Below are 13,516 nucleotides of genomic sequence, written 5' to 3' on the forward strand. Positions count from 1 at the left end.
GATTCGGGGGGCCTCATGCCCGTCGACCCTACGGCCGCGGTCCGCCGCCGACCAGGAACTTCCACCGTTCGGATGATCTGATCAATCCGGACCAATCGGCCACGGGTCGGCGCCGAAGTCGTAGACTGGAAGTGAAGCGGGTGATCCACTACAAGGAGATGATCATCATGTCCGCTCATCATGACACCCATGGCCAACATCCGGCCGGAGTCGGTGCCTTCGTCCTGATGCTCGTCGCGTTCGCGGCACTGGCGATCACGCTGGTGGCGTTCGCCGGTGGGCACACCGTGCTCGGAATCATTGCCGCCGTGGTGACGGTGGTGGGCTTCGGCGTCACCGCCGTGATGATGACGACGATGGGACGCAAGCTCCATCACAGCGCGCTGGTCCCGGATTACACCGACACCGAGAAGCGGCACTATCAGCGGGACTACCGCAGCTAGAGCCGACCGGAGGATCGCGACCGCTCCCGGCACCGTCAAGCCCGGGCGCGGCTGACCGGTAAGCTCGATCCCCGTGACGAACAATGGTGCACACGCAGTAGGAATCGCCACCGTGACCAACGGGGGCTCCGGTGATCCCGGCCTCGTTCTCGACGTCTGGTTCCCCGAGCCGGCACTGGGAGCCGAGGGTCAGAGCGGTACCGAGATCCTCTCCGAGTCCGCGATCCCGGCCACCCTCGCCCCGCTCGTCGGCGAGGACGCCGTCCGCCGCGTGAAGACCGTTGCCGTTTCGACCGTCATCGCCGATCTCGACGCCGAGCCGATCGACACCTACGACGTCTACCTACGCCTGCATCTGCTGTCGCATCGGCTCGTCGCACCACACGGCGCGAACATCGACGGGATCTTCGGCAAACTCGCCAACGTCGTCTGGACCAATCACGGTCCGTGCGCGGTCGACGGTTTCGAAACCGTGCGTGCCGGCCTGAAGGCACGCGGCGCGGTCACCGTGTACAGCATCGACAAGTTCCCCCGCATGGTCGACTACGTCGCACCCGGCGGCGTGCGGATCGGCGACGCCGACCGGGTCCGTCTCGGCGCCCACCTGGCACCCGGTACCACGGTCATGCACGAGGGCTTCGTCAACTTCAACGCCGGCACCCTCGGCGAATCGATGGTCGAGGGCCGCATCTCGGCGGGCGTGGTGGTCGGCGACGGCTCCGACATCGGCGGCGGCGCGTCGACGATGGGCACCCTGTCCGGCGGCGGCAAGGAACGCATCGTCCTGGGCAAGCGCTGCCTGCTCGGCGCGAACTCCGGCTGCGGCATCCCGCTCGGCGACGACTGCGTCATCGAGGCCGGCCTGTACGTCACCGCCGGCACCAAGGTCACCGGCCCGGACGGCACCACCGTGAAGGCACGTGACCTCGCCGGCCAGTCGAACCTGCTGTTCCGTCGCAACAGCCTCACCGGTGCGGTCGAGGTGGTGGCGTGGAAGGGCGACGGCATCGCCCTCAACGCGGCACTGCACAAGAACTGACAGAACTACCGGTGGCGGGTCACTCCGCCAGCCGCGCCACCGCGGCCGCGATCCGTTCGTCGGTCGCGGTGAGCGCGATCCGCACATGGTCGACACCGGCGGGCCCGTAGAAGTCGCCGGGCGCCGCGAGAATCCCGCGTTCTGCCAGCCACCGCACGGTGTCACGACCGTTGCGACCACGCGTTGCCCAGAGATACAGCCCGGCCTCGGAGTGATCGATGGTGAAGCCCGCGGCACGCACTGCCGCCGCGAGTTCCGCACGTCGCGTCTCGTACCGCTTGCGCTGTGCGTCGACGTGCCCGTCGTCGGTCAGCGCCGCGGTCATCGCAACCTGGATCGGATAGGGCACCATCAGTCCGGCGTGTTTGCGCACCGCCAGCAACTCGGCGACGAGGTCGCGGTCACCCGCGAAAAAGCCCGCGCGGTAGGACGCGAGGTTGGAGATCTTCGACAGGGAGTGCACCGCGAGCAATCCGCGGTGATCACCGTCACTGACCCGCGGATCGAGGATGGAGACCGCCTCGGCATCCCACGACAGCCCGAGGTAGCACTCGTCGGAGATGACGACGGTGTCACGTTCGCGCGCCCACTCGACCACCTTGCGCAGGTGATCGACGCCGAGCACCTTGCCGGTCGGGTTCGACGGCGAGTTGAGGAACAGCACGGCCGGACGAATCGGGCCGAGCGCCACGGTCGAATCGGCGCGCACCGGCGTGGCGCCGGCCAGCAGCGCACCCACCTCGTAGGTGGGATAGGCCACCTCGGGGATCACCACGGTGTCACCGGCGGTGACCCCGAGCAGCGAGACGACCCCGGCGATGGCCTCCTTGGTACCGATGACGGGCAGGATCGACGACTCGTCGAGCCCGGTGGCGCCGTAACGGCGGGTCAGGGCCGCGGCGGCGGCCTCCCGCAGGGCGGGCGTCCCGACGGTCGTCGGATACCCGGGAAACTCCGAGGCACCGGACAGCGCCTCCCGGATCAGCGGATCGACCGGATCCACCGGGGTACCCACGGACAGATCGACGATCCCGTCTGGATGCGAGTTCGCCAACGCCTTCGCGTCGGCGAGGGTGTCCCACGGGAAGTCGGGCAGCGCGGCGCTGACGCGGCGACGGCTCACTGTGCGAACTCAGTCCTCGTCGGTGTTCATCGGGGGCAGTTCCTTGATGAACGGCGGATCGTAATCGGTCTTGCCGACCTTGCTGGCACCGCCGGGCGATCCCAGGTCGTCGAAGAAGTCGGCATTGGCGCTCAGATACGGCTCCCACTCATCCGGGATGTCGTCCTCGTAGAAGATCGCCTCCACCGGACACACCGGCTCGCAGGCACCACAGTCCACACACTCATCCGGCTGGATGTAGAGACTGCGACCACCTTCGTAGATGCAATCGACCGGGCATTCCTCCACACATGCCTTGTCCATCACGTCCACGCAGGGCTCCGCGATGATGTAGGTCACCAGACACTCCTTCGCTGCAAACGCTCTCGGGTCGGCACGTCACCTCGTCAACGGCCGATCGACGGTGCGAGGGCTGGTCGCACCCGACGCGGGTGGTGGCACGGCAGCTCACGCCACGCACACGTGTCGTCCTACAGTATCGCCCCCGGCACCGTCGCTTTCGACACCCGCCCCTGGTCACCGCCCGCACCTGAGGTGTAAATCACACCACCTGCCCGTTGCGCTCACCATGACGACAACCCTCGCGCAAACATCTGCGTGCATTCACCCTGGTCGACGTGAGCACTCCATCGCTTTGGTGTCGCCGGCGCTGTCGAATGTCCCGCCCTGCGACCACCAACCCGTAGAACCCAGGAGACCTCATGACCGCAACCCTGCCCTCCCGCCGAGCCATCGCCAGCCGAGACCACGGCACCAGCACCGGCACCGGCACCCATGCCGGCGCCGGACGCTCCCGCCCGACGGCGAACCTCCCGACACGCCTGCGCCCCGCCGACCTGCTCCGCATCACCGATCAGGGCGTCGCCGACGTCATCGACGGCCGATACGACCACCTGCTCCCCGAGTCCTGGGACCCGGTGGAACGCTGGTCGACGCGCCTGGAGTCCGACGACGACCTGGACCTGTGGCTGATCAGCTGGACCCCGGACCGCTCCACCGATCTGCACGACCACGCCGGTTCCCTGGGTGCGTTGACGGTTCTGTCCGGCGACCTGCGGGAGTACCGCTGGACCGGACACGACCTGGCCCTGCGCATCCTGACCGCCGGTGACCAGGCGGCCTTCCCGCTGGGCTGGGTGCACGACGTGCAGCATCACGACAGCACACCACCACGTCGGGACCTGCTCGACGCCGACAGCCGCGGCGACGACACCGCGATCGACGTGCATCCCGGTCCCACCCTGAGCGTGCACGCATATGCGCCGCCGTTGACGGCGATGTCGTTCTACGAGGTCACCGAGAGCGGCTCGCTGCGCCGCACCAGGACCGAACTGACCAATGAACCGGAGTAGCGTCGGCGGGCATGGCGATGACGATCGATGACATGCTGCTGCGGGCCCGTGACGGTCTGGTCCGGCTGCCCGCCGAGGACCTCGCCGCCGAACTCGAGGCGGGCGCCGTCCTCGTCGACATCCGTCCGGCGGCCCAACGTGCCGCCGAGGGCGAGGTACCCGCAGCGCTCGTCATCGAACGCAATGTCCTGGAATGGCGGTGCGATCCGGCCAGCGACGCCCGCATCCCACAGGCGGTCGACCATGACGTGCGCTGGATCATCCTGTGCTCGGCAGGCTACACCTCGAGCCTGGCGGCCGCGTCGCTGCAGCAGCTCGGGCTTCATCGGGCCACCGATGTGATCGGCGGATTCCGGGCAGTCGCGCAGATCGCGGACTGACGCCCCGACTCGACGCTCCCGGCCCGCTCAGGCGACCGCCGGCCACGGAAGCGGCACCGGGCACACGTCCGCCGCCAGACCACTGTTCGGATCACTCAGTGCCGCAACGTGTTCGGCCAGTGAGGCATCGATCCAGGTGGCGCCGTCACGGATATAGCGCGGTTGTGCGGTGAGTCGTTCGGTGAGCCGGAACCCGCATGCCGCGGTGATCTCGGCGAGAGCGTCCAGATTCGGCCACGGCCGTTCGGGATTCACGTGATCGGGGGTCAGCGGTGACACCCCGCCCCAGTCGTCGACGCCGGAGGCGATCAGCGCCTCGCATTCGGCGGCCGACACCAGATTCGGTGGTGCCTGGATGCGCATGTGCGGTCCGAGGACCACTCGCGCGGTGGCGACCGCGGCGAGGAATTCGGTCATCTCGGCGTCCGGTGTGCCGCGCATGGCGGTATCGGGTTTCGCCCGGAAGTTCTGCACGATGACCTCCTGGATGTGGCCGCCCGCCCGGTGGATGTCGGCCATCTCCAGGAGGGATCGCGCACGCTCGATGAGGCTTTCGCCGATGCCCACCAGGATGCCGGTGGTGAACGGAATCCGCACCGCACCGGCGTCGCGCAACACCTGCAGGCGGACCAGCGGGTCCTTGTCCGGACTGCCGTGATGCGGTTGCCCCTTCTCGGTGAACAGTCGGCGATCGGTGGTCTCGAGCATCATCCCCATCGACGGGGCCACCGGACGCAGCGCCTGCATTTCCTCGGCACTCATCACGCCGGGATTCAGGTGCGGCAGCAGGCCGGTCTCGGTCAGCACCGCGACCGCGGCGGCGGCGACATAGTCCAGCGTGGAGGCATACCCCCGCTCGGCAAGCCATTCCGCGGCCTGCGGCCACCGGTCCTCGGGACGGTCACCGAGGGTGAACAATGCTTCCTTGCAACCGAGTTCGGCACCCTTGCGGGCGATGTCGACGACCTCGTCGAGGTCGAGGTACATGCCCTGACCGGCGCGGGTGAGCTTGCCGGGGATCGTCACGAAGGTGCAGTAATGGCAGCGGTCCCGGCACAGTCGGGTCAGCGGGATGAACACCTTGCGTGAGTAGGTGACCTGGGCGCCGCGGCCGTCGGCGGCCAGACCCTCGTCGCGGAGCCGGCCGGCGATCCGCTGCAGGGACTGCAGATCGTCACCGGCACAGGACAAGAGCGCGGCGACGGCGTCGACGTCGAGGTCGGTCCGGGTGCGCGCCTGCTCGAGTGCGGCGGCGATGTCGGGTGCGGGCATGCTCAGGTGTCACTCCTCTGCGTCGGTGGACGACGATTCCGGGTGGCCGGGGTGGCGGAAGGGCGACGGGTCGAAAGTGCCGTTGCGTTCCCGGAAGGACGCCGCGGTTCCCGGCCACAGCAGCGTCAGGCGACCACTGTCGGGGTCGACATACCAACTGTCACAACCGGTCAGCCAGACGGTGTCGGCGGCGCGCGCGTCGATCTCGCGGGTGTAGGACCGCTCGGCGGCGGCGGTCACCTCCAGCGGCGTGGGGTCGGCGGCCAGGTGATCGAGCGCCCCGAGGAGGTAATCGAGTTGCGTTTCGATCATGTAGATCGCCGAGTTGTGGCCGAGTGCGGCGTTCGGGCCGTCGAGGACGAACATGTTGGGGAACCCACTGACGACCGTCGACGCGTAGGACACCATCCCGTGGGCCCAGTGGTCGGCGAGCAGATGCCCGCCGCGGCCGGTGATCCGGGTGGCGACCGGCGGTCGGGCCGCCTCGAAACCCGTTGCCATGACCAGGATGTCGAGGTCGTGACTGCGTCCGCTGGCGGCCCTCGCCTTCGATTCCGACACCGATTCGAGGGCGCTGGCCTCGAAGACGACGTGCTCGCGCAACAGTGTCGGATAGAAGTCGTCGCTCAACAGGATGCGCTTGCAGCCGATCTCGTAGTCGGGGGTGAGATCGGCCTGCAGCACCGGATCGGTGATCTGCGATGCCAGGTGATCCAGTGCGCGGGAGCGGATCTCGTCGATGTCCGGATGCAGTCGCAGGCGTTGGGCGAACGCCGCGTCGGCGGTGGCCAACAATTCGTCGCGATATTGTGCGGCGGCCCGCGGATCCCGCAGCCGGGCACGCTCGTCGGCGTCGAGTTCCCGGTCGTCACGGGGCACCACATAGGGTGGCGTCCGGCTGAAGACCACCAGCTCGTCGGCGACGTCGGCCAGGTGCGGAATGACCTGCACCGCCGACGCCCCGGTCCCCACGACGCCGATCCGCATGCCGGACAGGTCGAGGGCGTGATCCCATGCGGCGGTGTGCATCACCGGTCCGTCGAAGGTGGCCAACCCGTCGATGTCAGGGATGACGGGCTCGGACAATCTACCGACCGCCAACGTCAGCACACGGGCGTGCAACCGGCCCGCACCGCTGGGACCCGCCGTCGTCAACCGCCACAGACGTTCTACGGAATCCCAACGCGCCGAGGTCAATTCGGTGTTCAGACGAATACTCGCCGAGAGCCCCTCGTCGCCGACGGTCCGTTCGAGATACGCGCGGACCTCGGCGCCGCTGGGATAGACCGACGTCCAGTCGACGGGCGGGAGAAACGAGAAGGAGTACAGATGCGCCGGGATGTCGCAGGCGATTCCCGGGTAGACGTTGTCGCGCCACGTTCCGCCGACTGCGTCGGCGCGTTCGAGGACGACGAAGGATTCGGTGCCGCGCCGGGCCAGGTGGGTCGCCAGCCCGATCCCGGCGAAGCCGGCTCCGACGATGGCGACGTCGACGGTGGTGACGTCGACGGCGGTGTCGGTCACCGAACGGCCCCGTCGAGTCGCAGCAGGCGATCGGGCGCGGGGTCGGTGTAGGCGGTGGTCCGCTGCCGCAGAATCCGCCCGCCGCGGTCCGCGAACCCGGTGAGGGCCTCGACGTCGAGGACGCGGCCTGCCTCGGCACCGGCCTGCGGCAAGAGGACGCCGTCGAGCAGCACTCCCCCGATGTCGTCGACGCCGCCGGCGAGCACCGCATCGACGGTGTCGGCGTCGAGTTTGGTCCAGGCGACCTGCAGGTGATCGAAACACCCGAGGGTCATCAACCTGGCGACGGCGTGCAGCGCACGGGTCTCCCGTGTCGACGCCGTCGCCACCGCCTCGGCACGCAGATGCGCCGGGGTGTTCTGCGCCACCATCGGCATCAGGATCAACTCGCTGAATCCCTTTGTCCGCGTGGCGATGTCGCAGAGCAGTCGAAGGTGGTCCACCTGGTGGGCGGGCGTCTCGAGATGCCCGTAGAGCAGTGTCGCGGTGGAGAACAGCCCCACCCGATGCGCCGCTTCGATGACCTCGGTCCACTCGGTGACCGCGCTGGGGACCCCGGGCGGCGCCAGCGCGGCGCGCACCTCGTCGTCGAGGACCTGCGCGGCGGTGCCCGGCACCGATCCGAGCCCGGCATCACGGGCTTTGCGCAGGAAGTCGTCGATGCCGATACCCATCCGGCGGGCACCGTCGCGGATTTCCGGCGGCCGCAACGCGTGCAGATGCACCGGCGCCGCCGCGGTGATCCGCTCGATCAAACGGAGATATCCATCGGCCGGGGCATCTTCCGGCAAGACGCCCTGCATGCAGATCTCGGTTGCGCCGCCGTCCACCGCCTCGAGCACGAGGTCCCCCAGCGACGGCCCCCGCGTCGGAAGCGTCGCGGCCACGGCGGTATCGAGATTCCGATTGACGACGAAGGTCAGTGAGTCGGGATCGGTGACCCGGCGGCGGGCGGTATCGGCGAGTGCACACAGGTGCTCCAGCGCCGTGCCGTCGGCACCGAGCAGCGCGACCCAGTGTTCGTCCGATACGTCGACCGGGTCGGCGGTCACCGCGGCCAACGCCGCCGTCACCTGCTCGACGGGGGCGAGACGATCGGTCGCCCACGCGCGCAAAACCATGTCCACACTGTAACCGTCGTCCGATCACCGACTGTTGACGCCGGTCCCATCCCGGTGGCGTCACCCGGCGTCCGCCCTATTCGATGTCCGGTTCCGGCAAACGCCCCGACCAGATGAGCACCACCGGCAGACCCAGACCGAACACCACCAGCATGAGCGTGGCGGCCACGGTGGTCCCGCCGAGGTAGAGCGCGGCGTCGCCGCCCGGCCCGCCGAACGCGGCGACGAGCACCACGATCAGCCACGCCACCAGCGGGCCGAACCGCAGCGGCCCGTCGGTGTGACGAGCGGCCAGCCAGAGCAGCACAACGTTGACCATCCCGGCCGCGACGGCCACCACGGGAATCGGCTGACCCCAGAACCGCAGGTAGCAGAATCCGACCGAGAGGAGACCGACGACCAGACCGTCGAGGATCAGCAGCCCCAGCAGGATCCGGTCGACCGGACGCATCAGCGCGCCACCCCGGCGAACAGGTCGGTGGCACGTGTCCCCGCGGCCTGCGCCGCGTCCCGCCGGATGAAATGTTCGTGGGTGAACACGGGCTGCAGAATGTTGTTGGACAGCGCGTACTCGGTGCCCGACGCCGAGACCGTCACCTGGGTGGCGTGCGCCGCGAGCGCTGCCGCCTTGCGGTCGAGCACGGAGGTGACGTCGATCTCGGTGGTGATCTGATCATCGGGGTAATCGGGCAACTCCCCGTCGGCGGGCATCCGCCAGCCGTGCGGAACGCGGTCGGCGGCGGCGGCCAGACCCACCGACAGGGCCGTTCGCTCCGTCACCGACTCATACACCGCGGGTTGTCGTCCGGTGCGGGCGGCGGCGATCGGCAAAGCCGCCACCGAGGCCTCGTGCACGGTCTTGTGGTCCGGGTGCCCGTAGGTGCCCGCGGCGTCATAGGTCACCACGACCTGAGGGTCGAATTCGACGATCTCGTCGACCAGTGCCGCCACCACCTCCTCGAAGGGGGCTTGGGCCAGGGCGCGGGGATGCTCGGCGGACGGGGTGCCCGCCATCCCGGAATCGCGCCAGCGTCCGGCGCCGCCGAGAAACCGCGGACGCAGTGGCTCCCGACCCTCGGGGGTCAGTTCGGCCAGGGCGCGGGTGAGTTCGTGGATGCGGTAGCCGCCGAGTTGATCGGCACCTCCGTCGGCGACGAGCCGGGCCCACTCGTCGCCGATGACCTCGCCCTCCTCACCGAGGGTGAAGGTGAGCACCCGCACGTCGACGCCCTGCGCCAGATGGCGGGCGATGGTGCCGCCGGTCATGATCGTCTCGTCGTCGGGATGGGCGTGCAGGAGCAACAGGCGTCGTGACGGGGTCATCGCACATCCCAGGTGGCCGCGGTCCCGTAGACGGAGACCTGGATGGGTCCGGACAGCGGCACCCCGGTGACCGCGGGTGTCAACGCGACCACCATGCTGTCCTGGTAGAGCGGCAGATAGATCGCCGCGTCCGCCAGCAGTGGCTCCGCGTCATTGAGCAGGTCGGTGGGGTCTTCGGCCGAGAGTGCCGCTCGCGCAAGGTCGATCAGTGCCGGATCGCACACGCCCGAGATGTTGCTGGCGTAGACGCTGTCGGCACCGGAGGCATCCTGGCTCGGCGCGACACTCGTCGGGGTCGGCGGCGTCGACAAGGAGGGTTCGGTTCCCGGCTTCGGCTGGTCGCAATCGACCTGGGAGGCGAGGGCCGCGGCCGGCGGCACCCCCAGTCCGGTCCAGCCGACGACGAGATCGACCCGGGACTCGGTGAGCGCGACACCGTAGAGGTCGCTGTTGGGCAGCGGTACCACCACCGCGCGGACCCCGTTGGCACGGAGCTGATCGACGATGTTCGACGCCGCCGACGTGGAGCGCGGATCACCGCTGATCGAGCCCACCCGCACCACCAGGTCCTGGCCGTCGCGCTGATACGGCGCAACACTTTCGGGAACCGCCGGGATCGTGGTGGTCGACGACGGCTCCGACGACTCCGGAGCGGACTCGTCGGCCGGGGACGACGGGGCGGTGGTACTCGCCGACCCGGAGGTGGGGGCCGAGGAGGCCGTGCCGCTCGCCGGCGTGTTCGACGCAGTGCTCGATGCAGTGTTCGACGCCGCCGCTCCCCGCCGGTATCCGGCCGCCGCGAGCAGACCGTCGATGGCCTCGGGGCCCGGACGCGTCCGGGTGACCGGGAAATATCCCGGATCGGTCGGCGCATACACGGTGTTCGCGTATTGCGCCACCACCCGGTCACCGGCGCCGGCCAGGGTCGCGAGGTTGGTGTCGATCATGCCGAGGATCGCGCGGCGGACCTCCACCCGGCTCATCACCGGGGTCCGGGCGTTGACGCTGATCGTCAGGGCCCGCGACGTCGGGCTGCGCTGGTCGGTCACGCCGGGTACCGCCGCCAGTTCGGCGGAGGTGGCCGGACCGGCACCGACCGTGGCCATCGCCGAACCGCCGGAGCGGATCGAATCGATCATCTGCGAGTCGGTACCCGCGCGCCGCAACACGATCTGATCCAGCGTCGACGGCGTCATCCAGTAGCGGTCGTTGCGGATCAACCGCACCTCGTCGCGGGTGGTGTCGATGGAGAACACCTGAAAAGGACCGGCCGACACCGGTTTCCCGGAGTCCATGCCCGTCTGGAAACCGGCCGGTGCGCCGCGCAGGACGTGGCTGGGCAGCAGATCGGTGAACAACTCACGCCACCGCGGATAGGGCTGGGCGAACCGGACCTCGACGACCTTGCTGCCAGAACTCGACGTCACCGAATCGATCAGCCGGTACCCGGCGGGGGCCACCACATTGGGTTGCCGCGACATCTGCTGCCACAGGTAGTTGAAGTCGTCCCCGGTGACGGGGAGCCCGTCGGACCACTGCGCGTTCGTCTGGATCCGGTAGGTCACGGTGAACGGGCTCGTCGAGGTCACCTCCGCCGAGGTGACCACCGCGTCGTTGCGCTGCCACACCACCCCATCGGGCGTCTGGATGGGCAGGAAGGCGCTCGGCAGGGTCATCGCGGCGATGGCCGTGGTCACCGGGCTCTGATCGGCACCGAGATGCGGGTTGAATCCCGCACCGATCGATTCGGTGGCGACGTAGATGGTCTTCTCGTTCGGGTACTCGGCCGGGGTCTGCGGGGTGGCGGTGTCGCGCACGGGCGGTGGCGGGTCGGCGGTACACCCGGCCATCGCGAGGACCGAGACGACGGCCGCCATCATCAGCGACCACCGACGCCACCTCGAACTCACCCGTCGGTGCACCCGTGCCTGCTCCTCCACCAACCGTTCACCCCCACACCTGCATGACCCCCGACTTCAACGCCTCGTACGGATCAGCCCGCGGCGGCGTCGCGCGTCTTGGCGCGCGACCGTTCCCGGGCGCGGGTCGTGGCATCCAGGTGCACCTTACGCACCCGCACCACCTCGGGGGTCGCCTCGACGCACTCGTCGCCGGCGCAGAACTCCATCGCCCCCTCCAGATCCAGCTGCATCGGCTTGGCCAGGGTTTCCATCACGTCCGCCGACGACTGACGCATGTTGGTCAGCTTCTTCTCGCGGGTCACGTTGATGTCGAGATCCTCCGCACGTGGGTTGATGCCGACGACATGACCCTCGTAGGTGTCGTCGCCGGGATCGACGAAGAAGGTTCCGCGGTCGGCGAGCTGGATCATCGCGAACGGGGTGACGGTGCCCGCCCGGTCACTGACCAGCGAGCCGGTGTGCCGCGCCCGGATCTCGCCGGCCCACGGGCCGTAGCTGTCGAAGACGGCGTTGGCGATGCCGGTGCCGCGCGTCTCGGTGAGGAAGTCGGTCCGGAAACCGATCAGGCCGCGCGAGGGCACGGTGAACTCCATCCGGACCCATCCGGTGCCGTGATTGTTCATCTGGTCCATCCGGCCCTTGCGTGCCGCCAGGAGCTGGGTCACCGCACCGAGATACTCCTCGGGGACATCGATGGTCAGGTGCTCGAAGGGTTCGTGCACCTTGCCGTCGACCTTGCGGGTGACCACCTGCGGCTTGCCGACGGTGAGCTCGAAACCCTCCCGGCGCATCTGCTCGACGAGGATCGCCAGGGCGAGCTCGCCACGGCCCTGCACCTCCCACGCGTCGGGGCGGCCGATGTCGAGCACGCGCAGCGACACGTTGCCGATCAACTCCGAATCCAGCCGGTCCTTGACCATGCGGGCGGTCAGCTTGTGGCCCTTGACGCGGCCGGCGAGCGGGGAGGTGTTGGTCCCGATGAACACCGAGATGGCCGGCTCGTCGACGGTGATGCGCGGCAACGGAACCGGGTTCTCGGCGTCGGCGAGGGTGTCGCCGATCATGATCTCGGACATGCCCGCGACGGCGACGATGTCGCCGGCGACCGCGGACTCGGCGGGTGCCCGGTCGACGCCGATCGTGGCCAGCAGTTCGGTGATCTTGGCCCTCTCCACGACGGGCTCGCCGTCGACTTCGCGGCACCATCCGATGGTCTGGCCCTTCTTCAGGGTGCCGTTGTGGATGCGGACGAGCCCGAGACGCCCGAGGAAGGGCGACGCGTCGAGGTTGGTCACGTGGGCCTGCAGCGGGGCGTCCGGATCCCCCTTGGGCGCCGGGACGTGCTCGAGCAGAACGTCGAAGAACGGGTCGAGGTTCTCTCCCTCGGGCACCTGACCGTTCTCCGGTTCGACGGTGCTCGCGATGCCGGCCCGGCCCGAGGCGTACAGCACGGGCAGATCGAGCACCAGCTCGGCGGCCGCGGCGGCCTCCTCGTCGAGATCGGAGGCGAGATCGAGCAGGAGGTCGTGGGTTTCCTCGACGACCTCGGAGATGCGGGCGTCGGGGCGATCGGTCTTGTTGACCACCAGGATCACCGGCAACGACGCCGAGAGTGCCTTGCGCAGCACGAAGCGGGTCTGCGGCAGCGGCCCCTCGGAGGCGTCGACGAGCAGCACCACACCGTCGACCATCGACAGACCACGCTCGACCTCGCCGCCGAAGTCGGCGTGACCCGGGGTGTCGATGACGTTGATGACGACCTCGGTGCCGTCGGGCTGACGACGGTGCACCGCGGTGTTCTTGGCGAGAATGGTGATGCCCTTCTCGCGTTCGAGGTCGCCGGAGTCCATGACGCGGTCGACGAGCTCGGCGCGCTCACCGAACACCCCGGACTGCCGGAGCATCGCATCGACCAGCGTGGTCTTGCCGTGATCGACGTGCGCGACGATCGCGACGTTGCGGAAGTTGGGAGCAGCGCTCACTGAGATCTCTTTCGTGTGCTTGGGGTGGGCCGACG

13 protein-coding genes are annotated in these 13,516 nt (G+C 69.0%); 4 read left to right on the forward strand and 9 right to left on the reverse strand.

Going from position 1 to position 13,516, the window contains the following annotated elements:
- Positions 1-167: 167 nt before the first annotated feature.
- Positions 168-443, forward strand: a complete 276-nt coding sequence (locus ACWDPV_RS11560) for a hypothetical protein (protein ID WP_348807236.1) — start codon at positions 168-170, stop codon at positions 441-443.
- A gap of 73 nt (positions 444-516) precedes the next feature.
- Positions 517-1,482 carry a 2,3,4,5-tetrahydropyridine-2,6-dicarboxylate N-succinyltransferase gene (gene dapD, locus ACWDPV_RS11565; RefSeq protein ID WP_449743076.1) on the forward strand — a complete coding sequence of 322 codons (966 nt, stop codon included), beginning with the start codon at positions 517-519 and terminating at the stop codon, positions 1,480-1,482.
- Positions 1,483-1,501: 19 nt separating this feature from the next.
- Here the strand turns inward: dapD and dapC are convergent, their stop codons facing one another.
- Together dapC and fdxA are read right to left on the reverse strand one after the other, a co-directional pair.
- Positions 1,502-2,605 (reverse strand): succinyldiaminopimelate transaminase, encoded by a 1,104-nt coding sequence (dapC, locus tag ACWDPV_RS11570; protein ID WP_348807234.1) that lies wholly within the window; start codon positions 2,603-2,605, stop codon positions 1,502-1,504.
- 9 nt (positions 2,606-2,614) lie between these two features.
- Positions 2,615-2,947 carry a ferredoxin gene (fdxA, locus tag ACWDPV_RS11575; RefSeq protein ID WP_348807259.1) on the reverse strand — a complete coding sequence of 111 codons (333 nt, stop codon included), beginning with the start codon at positions 2,945-2,947 and terminating at the stop codon, positions 2,615-2,617.
- Positions 2,948-3,306: 359 nt separating this feature from the next.
- Here fdxA and ACWDPV_RS11580 point away from each other — a divergent pair, with 359 nt between their 5' ends.
- Both ACWDPV_RS11580 and ACWDPV_RS11585 read left to right on the forward strand, forming a co-directional pair.
- A complete protein-coding gene (locus ACWDPV_RS11580; RefSeq protein WP_348807233.1) occupies positions 3,307-3,957 on the forward strand; it encodes a cupin domain-containing protein in 651 nt (216 codons plus the stop codon).
- Positions 3,958-3,968: 11 nt separating this feature from the next.
- Positions 3,969-4,337 (forward strand): rhodanese-like domain-containing protein, encoded by a 369-nt coding sequence (locus tag ACWDPV_RS11585; RefSeq protein ID WP_449743077.1) that lies wholly within the window; start codon positions 3,969-3,971, stop codon positions 4,335-4,337.
- Positions 4,338-4,364: 27 nt separating this feature from the next.
- On the opposite strand, the gene cofG is transcribed toward ACWDPV_RS11585, so the two are convergent.
- The 7 genes from cofG to typA all read right to left on the reverse strand — a co-directional run bounded on the left by cofG (position 4,365) and on the right by typA (position 13,481).
- Positions 4,365-5,609: a 7,8-didemethyl-8-hydroxy-5-deazariboflavin synthase CofG gene (cofG, locus tag ACWDPV_RS11590; protein WP_348807231.1), complete on the reverse strand. Its 1,245-nt coding sequence runs from the start codon at positions 5,607-5,609 to the stop codon at positions 4,365-4,367.
- 9 nt (positions 5,610-5,618) lie between these two features.
- Positions 5,619-7,133, reverse strand: coding sequence for a flavin-containing monooxygenase (locus ACWDPV_RS11595; RefSeq protein ID WP_449743078.1), 1,515 nt, complete (start codon positions 7,131-7,133; stop codon positions 5,619-5,621).
- Positions 7,130-8,254 (reverse strand): FO synthase, encoded by a 1,125-nt coding sequence (locus ACWDPV_RS11600; RefSeq protein ID WP_449743079.1) that lies wholly within the window; start codon positions 8,252-8,254, stop codon positions 7,130-7,132. Before ACWDPV_RS11600 ends, ACWDPV_RS11595 begins: the two co-directional genes overlap by 4 nt.
- A gap of 76 nt (positions 8,255-8,330) precedes the next feature.
- Complete coding sequence (locus ACWDPV_RS11605; protein WP_449743080.1) at positions 8,331-8,705, reverse strand: facilitated glucose transporter; 375 nt, start codon at positions 8,703-8,705, stop codon at positions 8,331-8,333.
- Positions 8,705-9,577, reverse strand: coding sequence for an N-acetyl-1-D-myo-inositol-2-amino-2-deoxy-alpha-D-glucopyranoside deacetylase (gene mshB / locus ACWDPV_RS11610; protein ID WP_449743081.1), 873 nt, complete (start codon positions 9,575-9,577; stop codon positions 8,705-8,707). Before mshB ends, ACWDPV_RS11605 begins: the two co-directional genes overlap by 1 nt.
- Entirely contained in the window at positions 9,574-11,457 is a 1,884-nt protein-coding gene (locus ACWDPV_RS11615; RefSeq protein WP_449743272.1) for an ABC transporter family substrate-binding protein, read from the reverse strand. The genes mshB and ACWDPV_RS11615 overlap by 4 nt, the downstream gene beginning before the upstream one ends.
- Before the next feature lie 113 nt (positions 11,458-11,570).
- Positions 11,571-13,481, reverse strand: coding sequence for a translational GTPase TypA (typA, locus tag ACWDPV_RS11620; protein ID WP_348807226.1), 1,911 nt, complete (start codon positions 13,479-13,481; stop codon positions 11,571-11,573).
- Positions 13,482-13,516 lie beyond the last annotated feature (35 nt).

This window comes from Gordonia sp. NPDC003504 (genome assembly GCF_053587995.1).

Excerpts from the sequence above, each read along its gene's own strand:
- ACWDPV_RS11560 (WP_348807236.1), top strand. The coding sequence starts at position 168 with ATGTCCGCTCATCATGACACCCATGGCCAACATCCGGCCGGAGTCGGT.
- ACWDPV_RS11580 (WP_348807233.1), top strand. The coding sequence starts at position 3,307 with ATGACCGCAACCCTGCCCTCCCGCCGAGCCATCGCCAGCCGAGACCAC.
- ACWDPV_RS11585 (WP_449743077.1), top strand. The coding sequence starts at position 3,969 with ATGGCGATGACGATCGATGACATGCTGCTGCGGGCCCGTGACGGTCTG.
- cofG (WP_348807231.1), bottom strand. The coding sequence starts at position 5,609 with ATGCCCGCACCCGACATCGCCGCCGCACTCGAGCAGGCGCGCACCCGG.
- ACWDPV_RS11600 (WP_449743079.1), bottom strand. The coding sequence starts at position 8,254 with ATGGTTTTGCGCGCGTGGGCGACCGATCGTCTCGCCCCCGTCGAGCAG.
- ACWDPV_RS11605 (WP_449743080.1), bottom strand. The coding sequence starts at position 8,705 with ATGCGTCCGGTCGACCGGATCCTGCTGGGGCTGCTGATCCTCGACGGT.
- mshB (WP_449743081.1), bottom strand. The coding sequence starts at position 9,577 with ATGACCCCGTCACGACGCCTGTTGCTCCTGCACGCCCATCCCGACGAC.
- ACWDPV_RS11615 (WP_449743272.1), bottom strand. The coding sequence starts at position 11,457 with ATGATGGCGGCCGTCGTCTCGGTCCTCGCGATGGCCGGGTGTACCGCC.